Source organism: Sphaerotilus microaerophilus (genome assembly GCF_023734135.1).
In the GTDB taxonomy this organism is placed as follows: domain Bacteria; phylum Pseudomonadota; class Gammaproteobacteria; order Burkholderiales; family Burkholderiaceae_C; genus Sphaerotilus; species Sphaerotilus microaerophilus.
Genome location: NZ_AP025730.1, coordinates 4,518,508 through 4,544,837 on the forward strand (window position 1 = coordinate 4,518,508; position 26,330 = coordinate 4,544,837).

Below are 26,330 nucleotides of genomic sequence, written 5' to 3' on the forward strand. Positions count from 1 at the left end.
CGAGCCCCGCCTGCCGCACCCGCCGAACACCGACCCCTTGCCTGCAACAGGAACCCCGCCCATGACCGCCGCCCTGCCCACCTCCGACCTGGCACAGCGCCTGCAGCGCCGCGCCCATGAGCTGATCCCCGGCGGCGCGCACACCTATGCCAAGGGCGACGACCAGTTCCCCGCCAACGCGCCGCCCTTCATCGTGCGCGGGCAGGGCTGCCACGCCTGGGACATCGACGGGCGGGAGTACATCGAGTACGGCATGGGCCTGCGCGCGGTGACGCTGGGCCACGCCTTCGCCCCGGTGGTGGAGGCGGTCACCCGCCAGCTCCAGCACGGCGTCAACTTCACCCGCCCCGCGCCCATCGAGCAGGAGTGCGCGCAGACGCTGCTGTCCACCGTGCCCGGCGCGGAGATGGTCAAGTTCTGCAAGGACGGCTCCCACGCGGTGGACGGCGCGGTGCGCCTGGCGCGCGCCGCCACCGGGCGCGACGGCGTGGCGATCTGCGCGGACCACCCCTTCTTCTCGACGGGCGACTGGTTCATCGGCACCAGCGAGATGAACGCCGGCATCCCGGCCGCCACGCGCCGGCTGGTGCACGCCTTCCCGTACAACGACCGCGCCGCGCTGCAGGCCCTCTTTGCCGACCACCCCGGCCAGATCGCCTGCGTGGTGATGGAGGCCGCCCGCATCGACGAGCCCGACGTTGGCTACCTCCAGTGGGTCAAGGACACCGTGCACGCCCACGGCGCGCTGCTGGTGTTCGACGAGATGATCACGGGCTTTCGCTGGCACCTGGGCGGCGCACAGGCCGAGTACGGCGTCACCGCCGACCTGACCACCTACGGCAAGGCACTGGCCAACGGCTTCTCGGTCTCGGCGCTGGCCGGCCGGCGCGAGCTGATGCGCCTGGGCGGGCTGGACCACGACCGCGAGCGCGTCTTCCTGCTGTCCACCACCCACGGCGCGCAGACCCACGAGCTGGCTGCCGCCATCGCAACGATGCGCTTCTACCGCGAGCACCCGGTCATCGAGACGCTGCAAGCGCGCGGGCAGCGCCTGCGCGAGGGCGTCACCCAGGCCAGCGCCGCGCTGGGCCTGGGCCGGCAGGTGGGTGTGGTCAGCCGCGACTGCAACCTGCTCTTCTACACCCGCGACGCCCAGGGCCAGCCCAGCCAGCCGCTGCGCACCCTGTTCATGCAGGAGTTGGTGCGCCACGGCATCCTGGCGCCCTCCTTCGTGGTCAGCTGGTCCCATTCGGAGGCCGACATCGACCGCACCATCGACGCCGTGGCGCGGGCCCTGCAGGTCTACCGCCAGGCGCTGGACGGCGGCGTCGAGCGTTTTCTGCAAGGGCCGGCGGTTCAGCCGGTCTTCAGGCGCTTTGCGTAACATAATGTGACTTCCTTCACGAGATGCACGGGCTGCCCATGAGCCCGGCTGATCACATGCCCCACACCGAGCCTCCCGCGCTGGCGCCTGCAACGCCGGGCACGCTGCGACTCGCACTGGTTTCCGGCGGCTCGCGCGGCCTGGGGCGGGCCCTGTGCGAGCGGCTGCAGGACGAGGGCTTCCAGGTGGTGGAGTTCTCGCGCGCCGCCCCGTACCGCTACTCGGTACGCTCCGACCTGGCGGACCCGGCGCTGGCGCGCGCCATCATCGCTGCAACGCTGGTCCGCTTCGACCCGGGCACCGTCGGCGAGCTGCTGGTGATCAGCAACGCCAGCACGCTGCAGCCCATCGGCCCGGTGGAGCGGCAGCGGCCCACGGCCATCGTCGCCAACCTGAACGCCAACCTCGTCGCCCCCGTGGCTTGGCTGGGTGCGGTGCTGGCGCACTTCCAGGCCAGCCCGGCGCGCAAGGTGATCGCCCAGATCACCAGCGGTGCAGCGCGGCGCCCGCACGCCGGCCTGGCGCTCTACGGTGCGGCCAAGGCGGGCATGGAGCAGTTCCTGCGTGTGCTGGCCCACGAGCAGCAGGAGCGCGCGCAGCCCTTCATCACCGTGAGCGTCGACCCCGGCGCGCTCGACACCGACATGCAGGCGGAACTGCGCGATGCGCCCGCCCAGGACCTGCCCGGCCGCGCCGACTTCGAGCAGCGCCAGCAGCTCGGCCAGCTGATGGACGCCGAGGCCGCCGCCACCGAGATCGTCACCCTGCTGTGCTCGCCCCGGCTGAAGACCGGCATGCGCTACCGCGTTGGGCCGAGCGGCGATACCGCACCCGCCCCGCTGGACGAGCGCCTGGGCTGAGCTGCGCCAGCCGCGGCCCTGCCGCTGTGCCAGTGTGGAGCGCCCCGCGCCGCTGACGCAGGACGGGAGCGCCGCCCGCCGCTCCCTGTGGCGCCGCCGCACCTGGGGCTTTCCAGCAGCCGGGAAGATTTCCCTGTCGGGCCCCCGAGCGGCTCGGTAACGTTCTGGCAACACTCGTCCAGACGTTGCCATGAAGCCCCTGCTCCCCCCCCTCGCTCCCGGACACGCCCACCCTCGCCTGCACGCCCTGCGGGCCCTACAGGTGGCCACCCTCGCCTGCTGCGCGCTGGCAGGCCAGGCGGGGGCCCAGTCCACCGCCCCAGCCACGGCCCCGACCGCCGATGCGGCCCGGCCCGCGCTCGAACGCGTCGAGATCATCGGCACCACCCCCATCCCCGGCACCGGGCTGGACCGCGACAAGTTGCCCGGCAACGTCCAGCACTTCGGCGGCGCGCGCCTGCGCGAGGCCGCTGCACAGAACCTGCCGGACCTGCTGCGCAGCCAGGTCGGCTCCGTCAGCGTGGTCGAGACCCAGGGCAACCCCTATCAGCTCGAAGTCAACTACCGCGGCTTCACCGCCAGCCCGCTGCTGGGCCAGCCGCAGGGCCTGTCGGTCTTCCTGGACGGCGTGCGGCTCAACGAGCCCTTTGGCGACGTGGTGAACTGGGACCTGGTGCCGCGCAACGCCCTGGCCAGCCTCACGGTGATGCCCGGCTCCAACCCCGTCTTCGGGCTCAACACCCTGGGTGGTGCGCTGGCGCTCACCACCAAGCGAGGCGACACCCACCCGGGCAGCGAGGTCGAGCTGGGCGTCGGCGCCTTCGGACGGCGCAGCCTGGAGCTGTCGCACGGCATGACGCTGGGCGAAGGCACCCACCTCTTCCTGGCCGGCGACGTCTACCAGGAAGACGGCTGGCGCGACCACTCGCCCTCCGATCTGCGCCACGTCTTCGTGCGCCTCGACCACCGCAGCGGCCCGCTCGACGGGTCCCTCAGCGTCATGGGTGCCGACAACGACCTGATCGGCAACGGCCTGCTGCCCGAGACCCTGCTCGCCGTCGACCGCGCCCAGATCTACACCCGCCCCGACCAGACCCGCAACCGCCTCGCCGGCCTCACTGGCCGCGTCGGCCTCGACCTGGGCGCCGGCCAGCGCCTGGAGGCCCAGGCGCACGCCCGCCAGCTCAAGGCCCGCACCGTCAACGGCGACCTGAACGACGAGTGGGACGGCGTCTCCCCCCTGACCGGCGTCGAAAACCGCACCGCCGCCAGCCAGCGCAGCAGCGGCCTCACCCTGCAGTGGCAGCGCAGCAGCGCCGACAGCCTCGTCATCGTCGGTGCCTCGCATGAGCGCAGCCGCACCCACTTCGAGCAGACCGAGGCCGAAGGCGTGCTCGACGCCAGCCGCGCCGTCACCGACCTGGAGGACGAAGAGCTCAACGCCGCCATCGCCGGGCGCTCGCGCACCCACAGCGTCTATGCCACCGGCACCCTGCAGGCCACGCCCGCCCTGGCGGTCACCGCCTCGGGCCGCTACAACCAGACCCACGTCACCACCGTGGACGAAGGGCGCCTGCGCGGCCTCACCACCGCGCTGGACAGCGACCACCGCTTCCGTGCCTTCAACCCCGCCCTGGGCGCCACCTGGGCCCTCAGCCCTGGCCTGACCGCCTACGGCAACGCCAGCCAGGGCAACCGCGCGCCCAGCCCCATCGAGCTGGGCTGCTCCGACCCCGACAACCCCTGCATCCTCCCCAACGCCCTGCAGGCCGACCCGCCGCTCAAGCAGGTCATCTCCCGCTCGCTGGAGGCCGGCCTGCGCGGCGAGGCCCTGCCCGGCTGGCGCTGGAACGCCGGCGTGTTCAGCACCACCAACCGCGACGACATCCTCTTCATCAGCAACGGCCGCGCCGCCGGCTACTTCGCCAACTTCGGCAAGACCCGCCGCCAGGGTCTCGAACTCGGCCTGAGCGGGCGTAGCGGCGCCTTTGATGCGGCGCTGCACTACACCCGCCTGGCCGCCACCTACCGCAGCCCCGCCTGCCTGGTCGCGCAGGCCAACAGCACCGCCAACAGCAGCAGCCTGTGCACCGGCGAGGACGAGATCGAGGTGCGCAGCGGCGACCGCCTGCCCGGCCTGCCCGAGAACGTCTTCAAGCTCGACGTCGGCTGGCGCGGCCTGCCCGGCCTGCCGAACCTGCGAATTGGCGCCAACCTGCAGGCCCAGTCCGGCCTCTACGTGCGCGGCAACGAGAACAACCGCCACCAGAGCGACGGTGCCGACTTCCACGGCAGCGGCCGCACCGCCGGCTTCGCGATCCTGAACCTGCAGGCCCGCTGGCAGGTCGCTCCCGGCTGGACCGTGCTCGGCAAGGTCAACAACGCCTTCGACCGCCGCCACGCCACCGGCGGCCTGCTGGGTGAAAACGCCTTCAACGCCGCCGGCCAGCTGCAGGCACCGGACGACTGGCGCGACGAACAGTTCGTCGCCCCCGGCACCCCGCGCTCCTGGACCCTCGCGCTGCAGTGGCGCTTCGGCGGCTGAACGCCAGGGTGATCGCCGGGGTGATCGCCGGAGGCTGAACGTCCGCGGCTGAAGCCGCTGGCCAGGGCTACGGCGCCGCCTCGCCCTCTGACGTGCACACCCGATTGCGCCCCTCGCGCTTGGCACGGTACAGCGCGGCATCGGCCCGCTTCAGCATCTCGCCCACGTTCGCGTCGCCTGGGCTGACCGTCGCCACGCCCACGCTGGCGGTGACGGCAATCGACACCCCGGCCTCCACCTGCACCGCCTCGGCAGCGACGGCCTGGCGCAGCCGCTCCGCGGCCACCGTGGACACGCCGGACGCGCAGGCCTCCAGCACCGCCATGAACTCCTCGCCGCCAACGCGCCCCACCGCATCCACCTCGCGCACATGGGCCACGAGCTGGCCGGCCGCGGCCTTCAGCACCTCGTCGCCGGCCTGGTGGCCCCAGGTGTCGTTGATGTGCTTGAAATGGTCGAGATCGACCGACACGACCGTGAACGGCTCGGCCAGGCGGCGCCAGCGGCTCCAGGCCCGGTCCAGCAGCTGCTCCATCGCCCGCCGGTTGAGCAGGCCCGTCAGCGCATCGCGCTGCACCAGCGTGGTGAGCCGGCGCAGCAGGCGCAGCACGATCAGGAAGAGAAACATGAAGTTGAAGCTCGCCGCCGCGGCCATCGTCATATAGACCAGCCCCATGTTCAGCGCGCTGGGCACATGCAGCGGCACGATGTTCTGCGGTGCCACCAGCGCGATCACCACGCGCACCCAGTTGATCAGGCCGATCACCCCGTTGGTCGTGGCCACCACCCGGGCCACCGTGCGGCCAAACTGGTCACGCAGCGTGCGGTGCGCGCGCCAGGTCGTGCTCAGCACCACCCAGCCCACCGCCGCGGCCACCAGGTAGCCGGGGTGGATCCAGCCCCTGGGCTGCGGCACCGGGCCCAGCCAGATCATGCCGGCCAGCGTCACTGCGACCAGCACCAGCATTTCGCCGGTGCGCTCGGGCAGCCGCAGGAAGGCCAGCATGCCGCGCTGCGCGCAGATGAAGGCCAGCAGCAGCGCGACGTTGGCGCCAATCTCCGTGAGCCAGACGTTCATGTCCGGCCGCTGGGACATCAGTGCCAGCCCCAGCGCCAGGCCCAGCGCGTACACCAGCCAGTGGCCAACGGCGCGCCGCTCGTCGCCGATCACCGCCCAGGCCAGCCCCCACATGCTGGCGTAGAGCAGCATCTGGAAGCAGGTCAACAAGATCAAGGGGCTCATGGCGGGGTCAGAAGAGGCAGGTCAGTGAAGCCGCATCAGGGCCCGACGCGCCGATGCGGGCAGGACCCTGCGCCACCGCGCGGACCGCGCCCGGAGCGCGCACGAGGTGACATCGTGAATCCCGATGCTGCCAGCAACCTCCCGGCCCCTGTCGCCGGATGACCGCCGCAGAACCCGGCCAATCGCCACCACCGGGCGGGCGGCCCTGCTGCTGACAGCAGCGCTGACCCGGCCGCTGCGGTCCGGCTGGCCTTGCCCATCCATGGCCGATCGTCGCAGGTCGGTCCGGGGACGCCCCAATCCCGACGGGTCACTCTGGCGACGGTGACAGCTCAAGGCTGGCGCTCTCCAGCTCCGCGATGACGGCGCTGCATCCCGCCCGAAGGACGGCCGCGAAGGTCGCCGAGTCGACCGGGCGACCGGTGAGGTAGCCCTGGATCTCGGCGCAACCCATGTGGCGCAGCCGGGCGAGTTCCTCAGGCGTTTCCACGCCTTCGGCGATGGTCTTCAGGCCCAGGTTGTCGGCCAGGCCGATGATGGTGCTGACGATCGCATCATCCTGCCCGCGCATGCCGAGTCCGCGCACGAACGACTGGTCGATCTTCAGCTTGTCCACCGAGAAGCGCTGCAGGTACTTGAGCGAGGAGTAGCCGGTCCCGAAGTCGTCGATCGACAGGCGCACGCCGATGCCCTTGAGGGCCTCGATCGTGCCGATGGTGAACTCCGAGTCCTCCATCGCGATGCTTTCGGTGAGTTCGAGTTCCAGCATGGAGGGGTCCATGCCGGCGGACGTGATGACCTTGTGCACCTCGGCGATCAGCATCGGGTCGCGGAACTGGATGGCCGAGAGGTTCACCGCGACCGGAACCGCTCGAAGCCCCTGCGCCTGCCATTGCACGGTCTGCTGGACGGCGCGGCGAATCACCCAGGAGCCGATCGGCGGAATCAAACCGGCTTCTTCGGCGATCGGGATGAAGCGCGCAGGAGACACGTACCCCAGCTTGGGGTGATTCCACCGCAGCAGGGCCTCCGCACCGAGCAGCCGTCCCGTGTGCGCGTCGAACTGAGGCTGGTAGTGCAGCAGCAATTCGTCGCGCTCCAGGGCCCAGCGCAGGTCATTGGCGAGTTCCAGATCGGTCTGCACCCGCTCCTGCAGCGCGCGCGAGGCGATGCGCACCAGCCCGCGACCTTCGCGCTTGGCCTGATGGACCGCAGAATCGGCCGCCTGGCGGAGTTCCAGGTAGGTCGATCCGTTGTCCGGACACATCGCGATGCCCACACTGGCCGACAGGCTGAACTGCCGGTCCGCAATCTGCATCGGCAGTGCCAGGGTGTCCATCAGCTTCACACCCAGCGGAGCCACATCACTGAGGTCCACGTCCGGTTGGAGCAGCAGGAAATCGTCGCCGCCCGTACGGCACAGCGTGGCGGTCGGATCGATCACCGCCTGCAGGCGGTGACCGATTTCCCGAAGGACCTCGTCCCCCGCGGCGTGCCCCATCGTCTCGTTGATCGCGGTGAACCGGTCCACGTTGAGATGGAGGAACAGCAAGGACTTGCCCGTCTGCACGGCCTCCGACAGCTTCAGCTCCGCACGGGCAGCCAGCAGCTGCTGGTTGGGCAAGCCGGTGAGCGGATCGTAGTTGACCAGCTTCTGGATGCGGGCCTCGGTGGCCTTGTGTGTGCTGGTGTCGGTGAAGATCCCCAGGTACTGGTGCACCTCACCCCGCGGGCCCCGGATCGCGCTGACCGACAGCCACTCGGGGTAGATCTCCCCCGACTTCCTGCGGTTCCAGACCTCGCCTTCCCAACGGCCTGTCGACTCGATCTGAGCCCACATCTGCGCATAGAAGGCGGCGTCATGCCGCCCGGAACTGAGCAGGGATGGGGTCTGGCCCAGCACCTCAACGGCCTGGTACCCCGTCACCTCCGTGAACGTCCGGTTCACGGAAACCAGTCGCCTCTGGGCATCCGTGATCATGATGCCCTCCTGGCTCAGGTCGAAGACCTGCGCGATCAGGTGCGCACGCTCCTGCGCCTCGCGCCTGGCCGTCACGTCCAGCCAGGCACCGGTCATCGCCACCGGTTGCCCTTGTTGGTCGAATCGCATGACCGCGCTGTCGTCGATCCAGCAATGGGTGCCGTCGGCGCGTCGGATGCGGTACTCGTGGCGCAGGGTTCCCGTTTCTCTCAGCACCTGCTGGCCGCGCAGGACGCGGTCAAGATCCTCCGGGTGGATGCTGCGGGTCCAGAGGTCCGGCAGGGTCGTCCACTCCTCCACCGTATACCCGGTCAGTTGCTCGACCGTGTGGCTCACCAGGGTGATCTTCCACCCATCTCTGTGCGGGCCGGTCGGCTCCAGTGCATAGATCGCCACCGGGGTGACGTCCAGGATCTGCGCCATGAAGTCGCGCTGCCGGCGGGTCTCCGTTTCGAGAGCCGAGCGCCGGCGCTCGGCCCAGCGCGTCAACCCGTAGACCAGCACCGCGCTTGTGAACACATACACCAGCCCCTTGATCGACTGGAGTTCGGTCAGCTTCTGCGGGTCGGAGACGACCGACGCCAACGTGCGGTCGGACAGCAGGATCCACGCGATGCCGAAGGCGAAATAGAGCAGCGAAATGACGGTGGCATTCATGCCATGCAGACACGGTCCGAACCAAGAAGAGAGCCGAACCCGGCTCGGCCAATTGACGATGCGGCCCTCTGCCACAGCCCAATTGTGCGTCTCCTCTTCCAGACCATCTTGCTGAACAGGCAGGCCATACCCATGCATCTCATGGCCACACTGGCATCAAACACGGCCTGCCAGGAGCCTGCCCGGCTGAACGGAATCCCCCTCTTGCTCGTGTGCCTGTGCCTGTGCCTGTGCGGGTGCGTGGCCGCGAATCTGCGGCCCGCCTCACACCACCCGCATCACACCACCAGCACCCGCACCGGACCCGTCCACGGGCCATAGCCGTTGTGGTTGGCCCCGCGCATGCGCACCCACACGAAGCCTGGCGCCAGCCCCTCCAGCGCCACGCGCTGCACCGAGAACACCGTCTGCGCGTGCGACCACACCGTGCTGCCGTTGGTGCTGGCAGGGTCGGTGGAGGCGGTCTGCACCTCATAGGCCACTGCCCTTTCGGAGCGGCCGGCACGCAGCTCGATGCGCCCGCCATGCTCCGTCGCCACCCCCCGCAGCTCCGCCATCGGCCCCGGCGGCACGGCGCCGCTGCTGCTGCGGGCCTGCTCCTGGCGCAATGCAAAGCCGGTGCTGACCAGCATCGCCACGCTGCCGTTGGCCTGGAACTCCACATACGCCGCCACCCGGCGCAACATCTCCGTGAACGCCTGCCGCGCTGCGTTGCGCGCGGCGATCTTCTGCGTGTCATGCGTCAACGCCGCGTGATACGCCTCCCGGTAGGCCTGATACGCCGCATCCAGCTGCTCCCAGCTGGGCGTCGAATCTCCCCAGGGCGCCGGGAACGAGGCGTTGTCCTTCAACGCCGCCACCACCGCGCCGCCGTAGGCCAGCAGATCCGGGTCGCTGCGCCGCTCCATGCCAAGAGCGATCTTCGGCTGAACCATGATGATGAACCTCCACTTGGTCAAGACGCATCCCGATTGATGCCGGTCCATTCTTGGGCCGCTGGCCAGGGGGCGCGGGCAACCCGAAAGGGGGATGGGGGTGGGAATAGTTGGCGGGTGGGATCCGACTTTTGGGGGGGAGCGACAGGCAGGGCTGCGGACGTGATGCGCGGTGCCTCCGTGCCGCCGCCGTCGCCCGTCTGCTGGCCAGGCACGGAGATCGCAGGGCAATCAGGCCGAAAATCGGCGGGCAACCCATCTCACGTCATGCCCATCAAGAAATCCGACCTGTATTCCAAGCTCTGGGCCTCCTGCGACGAGCTGCGCGGCGGCATGGACGCCAGCCAGTACAAGGACTACGTGCTGGTGCTGCTGTTCATCAAGTACATCAGCGACAAGTACGCCGGCCAGCCGTTCGCGCCCATCCAGATCCCGGAGGGCGCGAGCTTTGCCGACATGGCCGCGCTCAAGGGCAAGCCTGACATCGGTGACCAGATCAACAAGAAGATCGTCCGCCCGCTGGAAGAGGCCAACCGACTGCGCATCAAGGCCGACTTCAACGACGACGCACTGCTCGGCCAGGGTGACGAGAAGGTCAAGAAGCTCACCAACCTGATCGGCATCTTTGAATCCAGAGACCTGGATTTCTCCCAGCACCGCGCCGATGGCGATGACATCCTGGGCGATGCCTACGAGTACCTGATGCGCCACTTCGCCACCGAAAGTGGCAAGAGCAAGGGGCAGTTCTACACCCCGGCCGAGGTCAGCCGCGTCATGGCCCAGGTGCTGGGCATTGCCCAGTCCAGGACCAGCCCCGACACCACGGTGTACGACCCGACCTGCGGCTCGGGATCGCTGCTGCTGAAGGTGGCCGAGGCCGCGCCCACGCCGGTCAGCGTCTACGGACAGGAGAAGGAAGAGGTCACCAGCGGCCTGGCCCGCATGAACATGATCCTGCACCACAACCCCGGTGCCGTGATCGAGCAGGGCAACACACTGGCCCATCCCAAGTTTCTGGAGGGACACCTGCTCAAGACCTTTGACTACGTGGTGGCCAACCCCCCCTTCTCGGACAAGCGCTGGAGCACCGGCCTCAGCCCCGAGGCCGACACCTTCGGCCGCTTCGACGGCTTTGGCGTGCCACCGGCCAAGCAGGGCGACTATGCGTACCTGCTGCACATCATCCGCTCGCTCAAGAGCACAGGCCGGGCCGCCTGCATCCTGCCCCACGGCGTGCTGTTCCGCGGCAATGCCGAAGCCGAGATCCGCAAGAGCCTGGTGCGGCGCGGCCTCATCCAGGCCCTCATCGGCCTGCCGGCCAACCTGTTCTATGGCACCGGCATCCCGGCCTGCATCATCGTGATCGACAAGGCCGGCGCCGCCGCCCGCAGGGGCATCTTCATGATCGATGCCTCACAGGGCCATATGAAGGACGGTCCCAAGAACCGCCTGCGCGAGCGCGACATCCACCGCATCGTCGATGCCTTCACCACGCGGGGCGACGGCGACCCGCGCTACGCCCGCATGGTGGGCTTCGACGAGATCGAGAAGAACGACTTCAACCTCAACCTGCCGCGCTACATCGACAGCAGCACGCCGGAAGACCAGCAAGACATCGACGCCCACCTGAACGGCGGCATTCCCGCCGCCGACGTACAGGCGCTGGGCCGCTACTGGGCCGTGTGCCCGCAGTTGCAGGCCGCCTTGTTCAAGCCGCGCCGGCCGGGCTACCTGGACCTGACGGTGGCGCCCGCGGCCATCAAGCCCACCATCCACCAGCACCCGGAGTTCCAGGCCTACACCCAGGCCATGGCCCGCCACTTCGAGGCATGGCGCGCGGTGGTAGCGCAGCAGCTCAGGGCCCTGGCGCCGGGCCTCCAACCCAAGGCGCTGATCCGCGAGCTGGCCGAAGGCCTGCTGGCCCACTACGGGCACCAGCCGTCACAAGCCCAAGGCGCCCCAGCCCTGGTCGACCCCTACGCCGTCTACCAGCACCTGATGGACTACTGGGCCGAGACGCTGCAGGACGACGCCTACCTGATCGCCGAAGACGGCTGGGCCGCGCAGACCTACCGCGTGCTGGAGACCCGGAAGAACAAGGACGGGTCACCGGGCAAGACCGTGGACAAGGGCTGGGCCTGCGACCTGGTGCCCAAGGGCTTGCTGGTGCATCAGCACTTTGCGACCGAGCAGGCCGAGCTGGACCGGCTGAGCGCCGAGCTGGAGGGCACCCAGGCGGCGCAGACCGAGCTGGAAGAGGAGCACAGCGGCGAGGAGGCCGTGTTCGCTGGCTTCGACAAGATCAATGACAAGGAAGTGAAGTCGCGCATCAAGGAAATCGGGCGTGATGTGGATGCCGCCGACGAACGGGCGGTGCTGCAGCGTTGGCTGGCCTTGTCGGAGCAGGCCAGCGCCCTGAAGAAGCGCCTCAAGACGCTGGACGCGGAACTGGACGCCAAGGCCCTGGCGCGCTACCCGGCGCTGACGCCTGACGAGGTGAAGGCGCTGGTGGTGGAGCACAAGTGGATGGCTGCGCTGGGCGCCGCCGTGCACGGCGAACTGGACCGCGTGAGCCAGGCGCTGACCGGGCGGGTCAAGGAACTGGCCGAGCGGTACGGGCGGACGATGCCGGAGCTGGTGCAGCAGGTGGACGACCTGGAGGCGCGGGTGGCCGGGCATCTGGCGAAGATGGGGTTTGCATGGAAGTGAGAGAACCGAGCGCGAGATACCTTGTCGCTCAAACAGGCCGCGGTCTTCCTGACTGGGAAAACGTCAAACTGGGTGCAGTTGCTTCGTTTAGGACTGGCCCCTTTGGAAGTGCGCTGCACAAGTCCGACTACGTGTTTGGTGGTGTTTCCGTCGTCAACCCTATGCAGATCGAGGACGGACGGATCAAGCCAACTGAGCGGATGTCGGTTGCCGAGGAAGCAGCAGAGCGCCTTGGTGAGTTTCGGCTGAAGGTCGGCGACGTTGTCATTGGACGCCGAGGTGAGATGGGGCGGTGCGCCTTCGTTCAAGACGATCAGGAGGGATGGCTTTGCGGTACAGGGTCGATGATTGTTCGACCTGGCGTGATGCTTGACGGGCGTTTTTTGCAGCGAGTGCTTTCAAGCAATCAGGCAGTACGTGCGATCGAAAGTGCCTCGGTAGGCACAACGATGATCAACCTGAACCAGAGGACGTTAGCGGACCTCAGCCTGCACATCCCGATCGATGTCGATGAGCATGCGGCAATCGCCGATGCCCTCACCGACACCGACGCCCTGATCGACTCGCTGGAGCAACTGCTGACCAAGAAGCGCCAGATCAAGCAAGGCGCCATGCAGGAACTGCTCACCGGCAAGCGGCGGTTGCCCGGCTTTTCAGGACCTTGGAAGGAAGGGCCACTCGACCAAGTGATCTCTGAACTGGTCGCCGGCGTCAGCGTGAACTCCGATCTACACGCGGCAGGCAACGACGTTCCTTCGGTGGTGAAGACCTCTGCCATGAAAGGCGGTGTGTTTGACCCCTCGGAGTGCAAGCCCATCATCCACGCCGATTTGGCCCGCGCCACGACGCCGCTGCGCAAGGACACTCTGCTGATCAGCCGGATGAATACGCCAGACTTGGTGGGCGAGGTTGGGTATGTTGACCGCGACCATGACTGTCTCTATCTGCCGGATCGAATCTGGATGACGCGAATGCGCTCACCCGGTTGTGTTTGTGTGCGCTGGCTGGGCTACCTGCTCAGCAGTGCGTCCTACAAGCGCCGCATCGGCGACGTTGCCACCGGCACCAGTGGCAGCATGAAGAACATTGCCAAAGGCGCCTTGCTGGATATCCCCGTGTCCTACCCCGAAGTCGACGAGCAGACTGCAATTGCCAACGTTCTCTCCGACATGGACGCCGACATCACGGCCCTTGAATCTCGGCTTGCCAAAGCACGCGATCTCAAGCAGGCCATGGCTCAGGCGCTGCTGAGCGGGCGCATCCGGCTGGTGGGGCCGGCCGCATGACCGCCGGACCGGGCAGGGGCGAGCACCGCGTGATGCGGGGTTGCCTTCCGTAGCAGAATCGGGGCTTCGCCAGCCTGACTTCCCGCCAACCCGCCGGAGCACGCCCCATGGGCCGCACCCCTGTCCTGGATGAATCGTCCATGCAGTCTGCCGAGTCGCAGATTCCCCAACTGGCCAGCCGAGCGGGGCGGGCAGCGCATGAGCGCGCGGTGAGCAGCGACACGGCCACGCTGGTCATGAAGACCGCCAGCGGCCAATTGGTGGCCCGGCAGGTGGGCGGTGTGGTGATCGTCCTCAAGACCCTGCCGGCCAGCACGCCGGTGCGCGCCGGCACGGTGCTCAAGCGGGTGGGCAAGTCGCGCAGCCACGAGGCCACCGGCCAGTGAGCACGGCGGCGGCGCCTGCCCAGCCACGGTTGCGCGTGTTCGCCGGACCGAATGGGTCCGGCAAGAGCACCATCCACGAAATGCTGCGCCCGGAGTGGATCGGTGTCTACGTCAACGCCGACGAGATCGAGAAGCTGCTGCGCCGACACGGTGGGCTGGACCTGGGCGAATTCGAGCTGACGGCCAAGCCAGAGGACCTGCAGCAGCGCTTCTGCGCGCACCTGGCGGCGTCGCCGCTGCTGGCCAAGCACGGCCTGCTCCAGGCGGCAAAGGCGTTGGTGGTCGAGCCCGACGGCGTGCTGCGGCTCGCCCCGGAGCACGCCAATGCATATGTGGCTGCCGTGCTGGCCGACGCCATCCGCCGGGAACTGCTGGCCCAGGGCAGCACCTTCACGTTCGAGACCGTGATGTCGTCGCCCGACAAGATCGACTTCATGCGCGAAGCCCGGGACAAGGGCTATCGCACCTACCTGTACTTTGTGGCCACCGATGATCCCGAGATCAACATCTCCCGCGTGAAGCTGCGGGTCAGCCAGGGTGGCCATGACGTGCCGGAGCACCTGATCCGCTCCCGCTATGTCCGCTCGATCGGCTTGCTCGATGAGGCCTGCTCGGCGGCGAGCCGGGCCTATGTGTTCGACAACTCGGGTGATGCGCACGAGCTGATCGCCGAGATCAGCGATGGCGACGAACTGACGGTGCATGCCGCCGCGCTGCCCGCCTGGTTCACGGGCACGACGCTGTGGAGATCCTTTCAGGAGGGCGCGGCCGCGCAGCCCTGACGAACGCGCCCAGGGGAGGGCCGAATGAGCGAGAACATCAACAAGCCGGAGCGCGCCACCCAAGAGCGCGTGATCCGGCTCTTCGCTGAACAGCTGGGCTACCGCTACCTGGGCGACTGGTCGAACCGCGAGGGCAACCACTGCATCGAGGAAGGCCTGTTGACGGACCACCTGGCCCGCAGCGGCTACAGCCCCGCACACATCAGCGCCGCGTTGCACAAGCTGCGCTCGGACGCCTTGCTGCACGGGCGCACGCTCTATGCGGCCAACCAGGCGGTGTACCAGCTGCTGCGCTACGGCATCCCGGTGAAGGTGGCGGCCGGCGAGGTGAACGAGACCGTGCACCTGGTGAACTGGCAGCAGCCCGGCGACAACGATTTCGCCATCGCCGAGGAGGTGACGCTGAAGGGCGGGCACGAGCGCCGGCCCGACCTCGTGCTCTACCTCAACGGCATTGCCGTGGGCGTGCTGGAGTTGAAGAACAGCCGCGTGGGCCTGGGCGAAGGCATCCGCCAGTGCCTGTCGAACCAGCAGCCGGAGTTCAACGACTGGTTTTTCAGCACCGTGCAGCTGGTGATGGCGGGCAACGACTCCGAGGGCCTGCGCTACGGCAGCATCGAGACGCAGGAAAAGTACTTCCTGAGCTGGAAGGAAGACGAGGCCGACAACACCGGCTACAAGATCGACAAGTACCTGGCCAAGCTGTGCAGCCCGGCGCGGCTGCTGGAGCTGATCCGCGACTTCGTGCTGTTTGACGGTGGCATCAAGAAGCTGCCCCGGGTGCACCAGTACTTCGGCCTCAAGGCCGCGCAGGCCCATGTGCAGCAGCGGCGCGGCGGCATCATCTGGCACACCCAGGGGGCGGGAAAGAGCATCCTGATGGTGCTGCTGGCCCGCTGGATCCTGGAGAACCGGCCAGCGGCGCGCGTGGCCATCGTCACCGACCGCGACGAGCTGGACCGCCAGATCGAACAGGTGTTCAAGGACGCAGGCGAGACCATCCACCGCAGCCAGAGCGGCCGCGACCTGATGGCTCAGCTGGCGCAGCCCAACCCGCGGCTGCTGTGCTCGCTGGTGCACAAGTTCGGCCGCCAGGGTGTCGGCGATGGGGTGGACGGCTTTGAAGCCTTCTTGCGCGACCTGGCTGCGCAGCCCAGTCCGACGCAGGGCGAGATCTACGTGTTCGTGGACGAGTGCCACCGCACCCAGGGCGGCAAGCTGCACCGGCTGATGAAGGCCATGATGCCCAATGCGGTGTTCATCGGCTTCACCGGCACACCGCTGCTCAAGTCAGACGCGCGGACCAGCATGGAGGTGTTTGGCGGCTACATCCACACCTACAAGTTCGCCGAAGCGGTGGACGACAAGGTGGTGCTGGACCTGGTCTACGAGGCCCGTGACATCGACCAGAAGCTGGGCCAACCCGAGGAGGTCGATCAATGGTTCGAGGCCAAGACCAAGGGCTTGAACGCCTGGCAGAAGGACGAGCTGAAGAAGCAGTGGGGCACGATGCAGAAGGTGCTCAGCTCCCGCGCGCGCATGGACAGGGTGGTGGCCGACATCGTGTTCGACTTCGCCGTGAAGCCGCGCCTCTCCAACGAGCGCGGCAATGCCATCCTGGTGGCATCCAGCATCCACGAGGCCTGCAAGTACTTCATGCTGTTCGGCAAGACGGTATTCAAGGGCCGCTGCGCGGTGGTCACGTCCTACAACCCGCAGGCAGCGGATGTGAGCAAGGAGGAAACCGGCGCCAACACCGAAAGCGACAAGCAGTTCATCTACAACACCTACAACGAGCTGCTGAAGGAGGTGGTGGCCGAACCCGGCAAGACCAAGACCGAGGTCTACGAACAGCAGGCCAAGAGCCGCTTCATCAAGGCGCCCGCCCAGATGAAGCTGCTGATCGTGGTGGACAAGCTCCTGACGGGCTTTGACGCACCACCCTGCACCTACCTCTACATCGACAAGTCGATGCAGGACCACGGCCTGTTCCAGGCCATCTGCCGCACCAACCGGCTGGACGGCGAGGACAAGGACTTCGGCTACATCGTCGACTACAAGGACCTGTTCAAGAAGGTGGAGAAGGCGATCGCCGTCTACACCGCCGAACTGGACCACAGCGCCGGTGGCGCGGCCCCGGAGATCCTCGTCAAGGACCGCCTCGAAGCCGGCCGGGAGCGCCTGGACGACGCGGTGGAGGCCCTGGCCCTGCTGTGTGAACCGGTGGAGCCGCCCAAGGCAGACCTGCAGTACATCCACCACTTTTGCGGCAACACCGAGATCGCCGTGGACCTGAAGTCGCGCGAGCCCCACCGCGTGGCGCTCTACACCGCCGTGGTGGCCCTGGTGCGTGCCTATGCCAACCTGGCCGACGAGCTGGAGGAGGCCGGCTACACGCCCGCGCAGATCGACCACCTGAAGGCCCTGCAGAAGCACTACCTCAGCCTGCGCGAAATCGTACGCACCGCGGCGGGCGAGACTCTGGACCTGAAGCCCTACGAGGCGGACATGCGCCACCTCATCGACACCTACATCGAGGCCGAGGAACCGAAAATAATCTCTCCCTTCGACGACGTCGGCCTGCTGGACCTGATCGTGAAGACCGGCATCGCCGACGTGATTGCCAAACGCCTGGAGAGCCTGAGGGGCAACCGGGAATCGATCGCAGAGACGATCGAGAACAACGTCCGCAGCAAGATCCTGAAGGAGCAGCTGACGGACCCGGCCTTCTTCGCCAAGATGTCGGCGCTGCTGGCGGAAATCATCCGCTTGCGCAAGAAGAGGGCGATCGAGTACGAGGACTACCTGGCGCGTATCGCCGACGTGGCAAAGAAGGTGAGCGTCGGCAAAGCCGACGACACACCCGCGCAGCTGAAGACGAACGGGCAGCTGGCCCTGTACAACAACCTGAAGTCGCTGGCGGGCATGATCGTGGCTCAGGAACCGCCTGGGCCGCTGGCCCCCGCAGATCAGGCGCTGACTGCTGCACTGCAACTTGACGCGGTCATCAAGGCGAGACGTCCTGACGGCTGGCGCGGCGTGGTCGCCAAGGAGCAGATGGTGAAGCAGGCGATGTTCGACGTGCTGAAGGACATCACGGAGGTGAACCGGCTGTTCCCCATCGTCTTCGCCCAGAAGGAATATTGATGCGGGACGTGCTGGACCTGGGCGATCTGCATGCCGAGGTGATCCGCAAGACGATCAAGCACGTGCACCTGAGTGTGCTGCCGCCGGCCGGCAAGGTGCGCGTGGCCGCGCCGCAGAGCATGGCCCTGGACACGATCCGGCTGTTCGTGATTTCAAAGCTCGCCTGGATCCGTTCACAGCAGCGCAAGCTGCTATCGCAGGAGCGCGAAACACCGCGCGAGTTCCTGAACAAGGAAAGTCACTACCTGTGGGGCAAGCGCTATCTGCTGGAGATCAGCTTCGCCGATGCGGCGCCGGCAGTGAACCTGACCCCGCGCAGGCTGCACCTGCAGGTGCGCCCCGGCTCTGACGCGGCGCGATGCGAAGAGGTACTGGACGGCTGGTACCGTCAGCAGGTGCGCGAGGCGGTCCCTGCCCTGCTGGCCAAGTGGGAGCCCCTGCTGCAGGTGAAGGCGAACCGTGTCTTCGTGCAGCGGATGAAGACCAAGTGGGGCAGCTGCTCGCCCGAGTCAGGCCACATCCGCCTCAACACCGACCTGGCCAAGAAGCCCCCCGAGTGCCTGGAATACATCGTGGCGCATGAGTTGGTGCACCTGCTTGAACCGACGCACAACGAGCAGTTTTCAGCCCTGATGGGCTTGTATCTGCCGCATTGGCAGCATCTGAGAAAGCTACTGAACGAGTTGCCGGTGCGGCATGTGGAGTGGCCTGCCGGCCACTGACACCCTGGCAGCCCCTCAACACCTCAACTGAAACTGCCGGTCCCGCGCCTTCTGCTTCTGGCTGCGCAGCCAGTCCTGCATCTGGGCGGTCTGGGGTTGGCGGGCCTGGGCGTCGAGCTGGGTGATGTGGGCGTCCAGTGCCTTGCATTCCTCGCCCTTGCTCCGGCCGGCGGCCTGTGGTGCCTGGGCGTTGACGGTAGCGGTGCGCGCCGAGGGGGCCGGCGCCTGGTAGAGGCGGGCCGCGGCCGCGCGGGACTGTTCGGCCAGGGCCACCTGCTGGTCGAAGGGCAGGCCGTCTGGCACGGATTCGATGCGGTCGATCAGCGCGTCATGCTGGCGGCAGTGGGCCGCGGACCAGAAGGTGGCGCCACCGTTCGTCTTGCACAGGTAGATGCTGGCGGCCTGTGCCGGTGCGGCGAGCAGGGCGGCAGCCGCGCAGGCCGCCAGCAACCCCAGCGCCCGCAGCGGGCGAGGGCCGGCATGGCGGCAACCACTGGGATCGCTGGAATCACTGGAATCGCGGGAATCGCAGCAATGGCCGCTGCGATGTGACACGGGCTTGTGCATGGTGGCTTCTCCCTGCCTGTCGAGGCCTGGACATTGCACCACAGCAGGGCGGCGGTATGGAGATCGCGTGGCCCGGGTTGCCTGCGGCAGCACAAGGGCAGCACAAGGGCAGCGCACAGCCCCCTCGCCTGCGTGCACCTTCACCCTCGCAGGTGCCCTTGCGCTGGCACGGCCGGCCCGGCAGCGGGCAGCGGTTCGGCCAGCAGGTCGAACAGGCGTTGGCCCTGGTCCGCGCCGGCGGCATCCAGGGCGACCAGGGCCCAGGGTGAGTCGGTGGATTCCTGGGCGCCGAAGAGTTGGCGCAGCGCCTGCTGCTGGGCTTCGTCCTGCGCGAGCAGCACGACGCGGCGGTGGGCGGCGGTGCGGGCCAGGTGCTGCAGCTCGATGAGGCAGCCCTGGCGCTGCGGGGTGAAGCCGCGCAGGTCCATGAGGACGACCTGGCTCTGCGCGGCCAGGGCGCGCATCACGGGCTGCCAGGCGTCGGCGTGGCACCAGAAGTGTTCGAGGCGGTAGCGGCCGTCCGGGTCGGGGGTGTCGCTCAGGGCCTGCAGGCGCTGGCCGAGGCTCTGGCCGCTGCGGTCGCCGACGAAGCGCTGCTTGAGCCGCCCGCTGACGAAGGCGGCCAGGTCGGCCGGGCTGAGGTTGCGCAGCGCCAGGTCGCGCCCGGCGATCATGCGCACGCTGCCCAGGCTGCGCCAGTGCTGCTCCAGTTGCTCCAGCAGGCGGTGGGCGCGGCCGCTGTCGTCAAACACGCGCAGCAGGAGCAGGTGCCGGGGCCCGCCGGCCGGCGCGGGCAAGGGCATCAGCGCCCAGAGCCCGCGGCGCAGCGCGATGCCCAGGGGCCAGCCCAGCAGGGCGAGGTAGAAAAAGGCGTCGCGCCGCATGAGCACGAGGATCACGGTCTGCACCAGCACGTAGAGCAGCCACCAGGCATCGAAGAAGATTTCCTGGTCGCTCAGGCGCCGCCGCTCGTAGCCGGCCTGCACCCAGCGCAGCAGGGCCACGCCCAGCCAGCCGCCCAGCAGCAGGCCGCCCAGGCGCCAGGGCCAGACCTGCTCGGGCCCGGCGCCAAAGGCCTGGCGTGCCAGCTCCACCGCCGCCACGGCCAGCCAGCCGGCGGCCAGGGCGATGGGCATGACCAGCGGCGCCACGCCACGCCAGAAGCGCAGGCTGAGCAGCAGCAACAGCCCCACGGGCAGGAGGACGAAGCCCTGGAAGAGGCTGACGGCCAGGTCACCACGCAGCCCGAGCAGGAGGTACAGCCCCACCGCGCCAGCCAGGAAGAGGCCCACGCGGGTGCGCACCCGGAAGTCCGACAGGAACAGCGCATTGGCGAGCACGGGCAGGGAGAAGGTGAGCCCGCCCGTCCACGCAAGGTTGGCCGAGGCGTGCTCCGGAAACGCCTGCAGGAGCAGCGCCGTCATGAGCGCCGCGTTGGCAAGGCCGCCGACGCACCAGCCCAGGAGGATGCGGCGCAGGACGCGCCGACGCTGCACGCCAGCGGCGGAGGGTGCGGGGGTGGCTGCTGCGCCCAGCGACAGGGCGCGCCAGGTCAGCGGGAGTGAGGCAAGGTGGGGCGATTCAGCGACAGGCTCAACGACAGGTTCTGGGGCCCGGGGCGGCTGGCCCGCGGCGGGGCGGTTCATCCAGGCGCTGACGCGGCGGCGGTACAGCAGCACGACCACCGGCGACAGCAGCACGGCCAGCGCCAGGCCGTAGGCCACCGACACGCCGAGCAGGCGCGTGGGCATGTCGATGAGGGTGGTCATATGGTGTGCGCGTCAGCCCCGCCAGGGCAGATGCTGGGGCGCAGCGCACGGTCACGTCAATGGGGCCAGGCCCGCCATTGCGGTGTGCAGGTGCCCCGTTGCGGTCGGCAGGTACCGCGTTGCAGCGTGCGGATCGCGGCCTGCAGTCTGCAGAGGGCGCCCTGCAGTCTGCAGATGGCCACCTGCCGGCTTGCAGGTCGCGCGTCACGGCCTGCAGATCGGGCCGTTCAGCCTGACAAAACAGGCCGATGGCCGCTCCAGCGACGCCAGCGGGCGGGCTGGGCCGGTTTTTGCAGCCTGCAGGCCGCTCGTTGCAGTCTGCAGGCAGCGGCCTGCAGACCCGCAGGTCGGCCTTGCAGATCTGCAGGGAGCCGTCTGCATACCCACACGGCGGGGTCTGCACGACCGCAAGGCGGTCTCTGCATCACTGCAAGGCGGTGGTTCGGGCTTGCAGGTCGGTTCCCGTCCGGCGTCGGACGCCGGGTGCACGGGCTGGATCAGGCCCGCGCCGGGGCGGTGGCCGCCAACCACCAGCGGATCCAGGCGCTGGCGCAGGCGGTGAGGGGCTGCGCCTTGGGGTTGATGTGCTCCTCCTGGCAGGCCCACCCCCACCAGCAGCGCCGCAGCCCAGCGTTGCCCTGGCGGTCACGGCCGATGAAGGCCTCGCGCCGCAGGGTCCGGAGCGGGTCCAGAGCAGGCCCAACCGCGCGGCCACGCCGATGAGGAACGGGAAGAGCATGGTTTCGTGCCATCGTCTTCAAGGCAGGTTGTCGCGCCGGGCGGGAGGGCTGCCGGTTCAGGCGGCAGGGATTCTCGGGGCCAGGAGCGCAGCGACGAGATACGCAATGGCGAATTCAAGCCCGGGCCTGCCGGCGCCGATATCCGGCCAATGTCTCCCGTCCACGCTGTTCACGCCCTGTGCAGTCCCGCTCGCCTGGGGACAGCCGGGATGATCGCAGGCACCGCCCGGCTGGGCTGGCCGGACTGGCTGGCACGGCTGATGTGGGGGCTGCTGTGGGGGCTGCTGTGCAGCCTGATGGGGCCGCAGGCCCTGGCGGCACAGGCCGACGCCGGCACGGTGAGCGCAGCCAGAACCGTGAACACGATTGAAGTGCACCCCGGAGCCCCCCTGCGCGTGGTCGCCCCGCAGGTGCAGGTGCTGGAGGACGCGGATGCCCGGCTCGACACGGCCCAGGTGCTGCACCGGCTGGACGGTTGGACGCAGCCGGGCGGCGACGCGATCCGGCTCGGCTCCGCCCGGTCGGCGTTCTGGCTGCGCCTGCGGCTGGCCAACCGGGGCACGGGGCCTGGTGAGTTCGTGCTGGCCTTGGGGTCGGTCCGGCAGGACCATGTGCGCTGGGTCGTGGCGGACCCGTCCGGGCGCGTCGAGCTCGAACGTGACAGCGGCGAGCGTTCACCCCGGTCCACCCGCCTGATCGATACGCAGGAGCTGGTGCTGCCGTTGGCACTGGCCGCCGGGCAGCAGCGCGACGTCTATGTGCGCATCCAGTCGCACGACGGCCTGTCGGAGCCGATGGCGCTGGAGGTGGGCAGCCGCGACCGCTTCCAGGACCGGGCGCGCCAGCGGCTGGCCCTGATGGCCCTGTACTGCGGCGCGCTGCTGGCGCTGCTGGCCTACAACCTGTTCCTCTTCCTGTCGACCCGGGGGCCAGAGTTCGCGGCCTACGTCATCTACGCCGCGGGGCTGCTGCTGTGGAACCTGGCGTACCACGGCATCGGCTTCGAGTGGTTCTGGCGCGACCAGCCGATCCTCAACCACCAGCTGCCACTCATTGGCGGGGCACTGGCGCATGCGGGGGCCTGGTGGTTCGTGCCGGCCTACCTGCGCCTGCACGAAAGGCCTGGGTTGCAGGGGCCGCTGCGGGCCTACCGGCTGGCCGCATGGGCCCACCTCGTCTGCATTCCCCTGGCGCTGGCCGATTTCTACACGCTGAGCACCTACATCGCCTTCGCGATCGGCACGCCGATGCTGCTCTACACCCCGGTCCTGGCCTGGCGCCTGGCGCTGCAGGGCCAGCGCGAGGCGGTGTTCCTGGCCCTGGCCTTCGTGGCGCCGGTGCCGGCGCTGCTGCTGTTCTACGCCCAGCTCTTCGGGGTCCTCTCCATGGGGGAATGGGGCCGCTTCAGCATCCAGATCGGCTCCTTCATCGAGATGGTCCTGCTGGCCTTCGGCCTGGCAGATTCGATGAACGCGCTGAAGGCCCAGAAGCTGGCGGCCGAGCGTGCGCTGGCCCACAGCCTGGAGCGGCAGGTGGGCGAACGCACACGCGACCTGGAGGCCGCCAACCGGCTCCTGTGCACGCAGGCGGTCACCGACGAACTCACCGGCGTGTTCAACCGGCGCCGCTTCAACGAGGCCTGCGCGGCCGAGTTCGGCAGCGGCGTGGCGCGCAGGCCGTTCGCGCTCGCGATGTTCGACCTGGATCACTTCAAGCGCTACAACGACGTCTACGGCCACCAGGCTGGCGACAAGGTGCTGCGGCAGGTGGCGCAGGGCGTGGCGGCGGCGCTGGGGGCGCGCGGCGAGGTCTACCGGCTCGGCGGCGAGGAGTTTGCCGCCCTGTTTGCCGCGAACGGCCCGAACGAGGCCCTGGCGGTCACGCAGTCACTGCTGACGGCCATCCGCGCGCTGGACCTGCCCCATGGGGGCAATCCCTGCGGCCGGGTGACGGCGAGCTTCGGGGTGCAGTGGTGCAACCACGGCAACGGCAACGGCAGCGGCAGCATGGCGGGCCTGGATCCTGACCTGCTGTACGCCAGCGCGGACCAGGCGCTGTACCAGGCCAAGGCACAGGGCCGCGACCGGGCCGTGGCACAGCGCCAGCCGCCCGGTGAAGCACCGGTGGCGGCGGGTGGCTGCGCGGCAGGGGTCGAGCCGGCGTAAAGGGCAGCGCCTGCGGGCCGCCGGCCTCAGGGCCAGGTCCAGCCCGGGTGGTCGAAGAAGTTGCCGTAGTTGCGCATGGCCTGGAAGGCCGCCAGCGCGCCGGTGCGCTGGGCCTCGGGCTTGGGCGAGCGCCGCATGGTGTCGGTGGCCCAGCGCAGGTCGCGCTCGACGATGGCGTTGAAGGCCTTGCGCTGCGCGCTCGGCGGCTTGCCGGCGGACTTGGCCAGCTCGTCGAGCTGGGCGTCCACCTGGTCGGCCAACGTGCGGTAGTCGGCGCTGGCCAGCTTCTGCTGCTCGACCGCCTCGCGCTGGCGAGCCAGCAGCTCACGCAGGCGCTGCATGGTCTGCTGCGTGGCAGCGTCCGGGCTGCGGCGCGCCGGGCTTGCCTTGGCCGCCCCAGGGGCCGCCGCCGACGCGCCAGAGGCCGCAGGCGGTTGTGCCTGAGCCGGACCCTGCGCCTGCGCTGGGGCGCTGAGGGTGGTCTGCAGGGCGAGCAGGGCAACGGCCAGAGCGGCACGGCGAAGCCGTGCGGCGGTGGAGACGCAGGGGAGGTGCGGGGACATGGTTCAGGCGCTGGTAGACGGGTCATGCGTGCCCCCGCCCATCGGGGTCACGACCTGCAGAATCGTACCGAGGCGCAGATGAACGTCACATGAACGCACCCCACCCGGCCACCCAGAACCTTGTTCCAGTGCAAGGAACGGCTGCAGAAGGGCCGGGCACCCCGAGGCGCCCGGCCCTGTTCATCCCCCGCCGTGTCAGCCTGGCACGTCAGCCCAGCACGTCCGCCCAGATGTTGCGCGCCCAGGTGTGGGCGTAGGTGGCTTCCAGCGCATTGCGTGCGGCCGACAGCCCGCCAGCGCCCGGGACCGGGGCCAGGGTCCGCTGCGCGGCGTCCCACTTGTGCACCGAGGCGACGTGCACCGCCTCGGTCTCGGAGACGAAGCTGTAGCAGGTGTTGGTGATGATGGGCGACTCGTTGAGCGGCTGGCCGGTGAGCCTGGCGATCACCGCGTCGGCCACCGCCTTGGCGTGGTTGTTGGCCATGAAGCCGGACTTGGGCATGGCCGGAGCCGACGCGGTGGCATCGCCGATCACGTGCACGCCCGGCACCTTGGCCGACTCGAAGCCCAGGAACTCCACCCCCACCCAGCGGTTGTTCACCGAGATCAGCGGCTGCGCGATGCGCCCAGCCTGCTGCGGCGGGATGATGTTGAACAGGTCGGCCTTGAAGTCCTCGGTCTCCAGCTTGGCCACGTGGGCGCGGTTGTCGAACTCGATCACCTCGCTGTTGGCGCGGTACTCGATGATGCCGGGGTACAGCTCCTGCCAGGCCTTGAGGAACAGGCCCTTCTTGGAGACGATGTCCGGGTTGCCGTCCAGGATCACCAGCTTGGCGCGGGGCTTGGCGCGCTGGAAGTACTGCGCGATCACGCTGGCGCGCTCGTAGGGCCCGGGCGGGCAGCGGTACGGCGCCTTGGGGATCGAGAGGGCGAACACGCCGCCGTTGGGCAGCGCCTCCAGCTGGCGGCGCAGCGCCACGGTCTCGGGGCCGGCCTTCCAGGCGTGCAGCACCCGGCCGGCGTCGTGCGCGGCGGCCAGGCCCGGGATGGCCTCGTACTGGAAGTCGATGCCCGGCGCGACGATCAGCCGGTCATAGGGCAGCGGCTCGCCGCGCGCCAGGCGCACCTGCTTTTTCTCCAGGTCGATGGCGGTCGCCTCGTCATGCACGCGCCGCACGCCGTACTTGTCCAGCCCGTCGTAGGGCAGCGTGATGTCCTCGATGCGCCGGCTGCCCGCCAGCACCAGGTTGCTGATCGGGCAGGAGACGAAGCGCTCGCGGCGCTCCACCAGCGTCACCTCGATGCGAGGCTCCCACTTGCGGAGGTACTTGGCAGCGGTGGCGCCGCCGAAGCCGGCGCCGATCACCACCACGCGGCCAATGGGCTTGTCGCCGATCAGGCTGGCGCAGCCGCCCAGGCCGAGTGAGGCCGCACCGGCCAGGCCCGTGGACAGGGTGGTGAGGAACTGGCGCCGTTGCAGCGTCTTGGGGGTCAGGTTCGTCATGGGGCAGGCCTGGGTTCAACGCACCGGCAGGGCGGCGAAGTACTGCGCGAGGCGGCGCAGCTCGTCATCGCTGTAGCCCTTGGCGTGCTGGTGCATCACCGTGGCCGCGGGGCGCTGGCCGCCCTTGAACTCGATCAGCGCGCGGTAGAGCGTCTCCACGCCCCGGCCGGCGATGGCGGGGATGGCGCCCTGGTCGCGCCCCTCGGTGCCATGGCAGGCCGCGCAGGTGGCGGCCCAGGTGCGCACCTGGCGCTCGGGCAGGGTGGGCGCCACGCCGGCGGCAGCAGGCTGGGCCTGCACGGCAGCGCTGCCACACAGCAGCAGGAGGCCCCACAAGGGCAGGGCCAGGCGGCGGGGGAACAACGAGGTTTTCATGGGCGGCGCG

Annotated in this window: 19 protein-coding genes; 10 read left to right on the forward strand and 9 right to left on the reverse strand. The window is 68.9% G+C overall.

Translation table 11 applies throughout. The features are described 5' to 3' along the window. The first annotated feature begins 61 nt into the window (after positions 1-61). From NGK70_RS19280 to NGK70_RS19290, 3 genes are all read left to right on the forward strand, one after another. On the forward strand, positions 62-1,384 hold the full coding sequence (locus NGK70_RS19280) for a glutamate-1-semialdehyde 2,1-aminomutase (protein ID WP_251970102.1): 1,323 nt from the start codon (positions 62-64) through the stop codon (positions 1,382-1,384). A 56-nt stretch (positions 1,385-1,440) separates the two neighbouring features. Further along, a complete protein-coding gene (locus NGK70_RS19285) occupies positions 1,441-2,244 on the forward strand; it encodes an SDR family NAD(P)-dependent oxidoreductase (RefSeq protein WP_251970103.1) in 804 nt (267 codons plus the stop codon). 190 nt (positions 2,245-2,434) lie between these two features. After that, the gene (locus NGK70_RS19290; RefSeq protein ID WP_251970104.1) at positions 2,435-4,789 is read left to right on the forward strand and encodes a TonB-dependent receptor; all 2,355 of its coding nucleotides are present in this window, start codon (positions 2,435-2,437) and stop codon (positions 4,787-4,789) included. Positions 4,790-4,856: 67 nt separating this feature from the next. On the opposite strand, the gene NGK70_RS19295 is transcribed toward NGK70_RS19290, so the two are convergent. From NGK70_RS19295 to NGK70_RS19305, 3 genes are all read right to left on the reverse strand, one after another. Then, a complete protein-coding gene (locus NGK70_RS19295) occupies positions 4,857-6,032 on the reverse strand; it encodes a GGDEF domain-containing protein (RefSeq protein WP_251970105.1) in 1,176 nt (391 codons plus the stop codon). A 310-nt stretch (positions 6,033-6,342) separates the two neighbouring features. Then, complete coding sequence (locus NGK70_RS19300) at positions 6,343-8,670, reverse strand: sensor domain-containing protein (RefSeq protein ID WP_251970106.1); 2,328 nt, start codon at positions 8,668-8,670, stop codon at positions 6,343-6,345. Between the two features lie 278 nt (positions 8,671-8,948). Further along, entirely contained in the window at positions 8,949-9,605 is a 657-nt protein-coding gene (locus NGK70_RS19305) for a fibronectin type III domain-containing protein (protein ID WP_251970107.1), read from the reverse strand. Between the two features lie 267 nt (positions 9,606-9,872). On the opposite strand from NGK70_RS19305, the gene NGK70_RS19310 reads away from it, so the two are divergent. The 6 genes from NGK70_RS19310 (at position 9,873) to NGK70_RS19335 (ending at position 18,637) form a co-directional block, all read left to right on the forward strand. Then, positions 9,873-12,314 carry a type I restriction-modification system subunit M gene (locus NGK70_RS19310; protein WP_251970108.1) on the forward strand — a complete coding sequence of 814 codons (2,442 nt, stop codon included), beginning with the start codon at positions 9,873-9,875 and terminating at the stop codon, positions 12,312-12,314. Further along, positions 12,305-13,600 carry a restriction endonuclease subunit S gene (locus NGK70_RS19315; RefSeq protein ID WP_251970109.1) on the forward strand — a complete coding sequence of 432 codons (1,296 nt, stop codon included), beginning with the start codon at positions 12,305-12,307 and terminating at the stop codon, positions 13,598-13,600. The genes NGK70_RS19310 and NGK70_RS19315 overlap by 10 nt, the downstream gene beginning before the upstream one ends. Positions 13,601-13,707: 107 nt before the next feature. Further along, on the forward strand, positions 13,708-13,986 hold the full coding sequence (locus NGK70_RS19320) for a hypothetical protein (protein ID WP_251970110.1): 279 nt from the start codon (positions 13,708-13,710) through the stop codon (positions 13,984-13,986). 35 nt (positions 13,987-14,021) lie between these two features. Continuing rightward, positions 14,022-14,768 carry an ATPase gene (locus NGK70_RS19325; protein ID WP_251970111.1) on the forward strand — a complete coding sequence of 249 codons (747 nt, stop codon included), beginning with the start codon at positions 14,022-14,024 and terminating at the stop codon, positions 14,766-14,768. Positions 14,769-14,792: 24 nt separating this feature from the next. Then, positions 14,793-17,915: a type I restriction endonuclease subunit R gene (locus NGK70_RS19330; RefSeq protein WP_251970112.1), complete on the forward strand. Its 3,123-nt coding sequence runs from the start codon at positions 14,793-14,795 to the stop codon at positions 17,913-17,915. Beyond that, positions 17,915-18,637, forward strand: a complete 723-nt coding sequence (locus tag NGK70_RS19335; protein ID WP_251970113.1) for a M48 family metallopeptidase — start codon at positions 17,915-17,917, stop codon at positions 18,635-18,637. Before NGK70_RS19330 ends, NGK70_RS19335 begins: the two co-directional genes overlap by 1 nt. A gap of 15 nt (positions 18,638-18,652) precedes the next feature. On the opposite strand, the gene NGK70_RS19340 is transcribed toward NGK70_RS19335, so the two are convergent. From NGK70_RS19340 to NGK70_RS19350, 3 genes are all read right to left on the reverse strand, one after another. Beyond that, on the reverse strand, positions 18,653-19,204 hold the full coding sequence (locus tag NGK70_RS19340; RefSeq protein WP_251970114.1) for a hypothetical protein: 552 nt from the start codon (positions 19,202-19,204) through the stop codon (positions 18,653-18,655). A gap of 140 nt (positions 19,205-19,344) precedes the next feature. Next, on the reverse strand, positions 19,345-20,973 hold the full coding sequence (locus NGK70_RS19345; RefSeq protein ID WP_251970115.1) for a hypothetical protein: 1,629 nt from the start codon (positions 20,971-20,973) through the stop codon (positions 19,345-19,347). Positions 20,974-21,470: 497 nt separating this feature from the next. Further along, on the reverse strand, positions 21,471-21,725 hold the full coding sequence (locus NGK70_RS19350) for a hypothetical protein (protein ID WP_251970116.1): 255 nt from the start codon (positions 21,723-21,725) through the stop codon (positions 21,471-21,473). Between the two features lie 197 nt (positions 21,726-21,922). Between NGK70_RS19350 and NGK70_RS26510 the strand changes: the two genes are divergently transcribed. Further along, complete coding sequence (locus tag NGK70_RS26510; RefSeq protein ID WP_310742545.1) at positions 21,923-23,878, forward strand: sensor domain-containing diguanylate cyclase; 1,956 nt, start codon at positions 21,923-21,925, stop codon at positions 23,876-23,878. 26 nt (positions 23,879-23,904) lie between these two features. Here NGK70_RS26510 and NGK70_RS19365 read toward each other — a convergent pair whose 3' ends face one another. The 3 genes from NGK70_RS19365 to NGK70_RS19375 form a co-directional block, all read right to left on the reverse strand. After that, the gene (locus tag NGK70_RS19365; RefSeq protein ID WP_251970117.1) at positions 23,905-24,441 is read right to left on the reverse strand and encodes a hypothetical protein; all 537 of its coding nucleotides are present in this window, start codon (positions 24,439-24,441) and stop codon (positions 23,905-23,907) included. Between the two features lie 208 nt (positions 24,442-24,649). After that, entirely contained in the window at positions 24,650-25,945 is a 1,296-nt protein-coding gene (locus NGK70_RS19370; protein ID WP_251970118.1) for an NAD(P)/FAD-dependent oxidoreductase, read from the reverse strand. Between the two features lie 15 nt (positions 25,946-25,960). After that, positions 25,961-26,320 carry a c-type cytochrome gene (locus NGK70_RS19375; protein WP_251970119.1) on the reverse strand — a complete coding sequence of 120 codons (360 nt, stop codon included), beginning with the start codon at positions 26,318-26,320 and terminating at the stop codon, positions 25,961-25,963. Positions 26,321-26,330 lie beyond the last annotated feature (10 nt).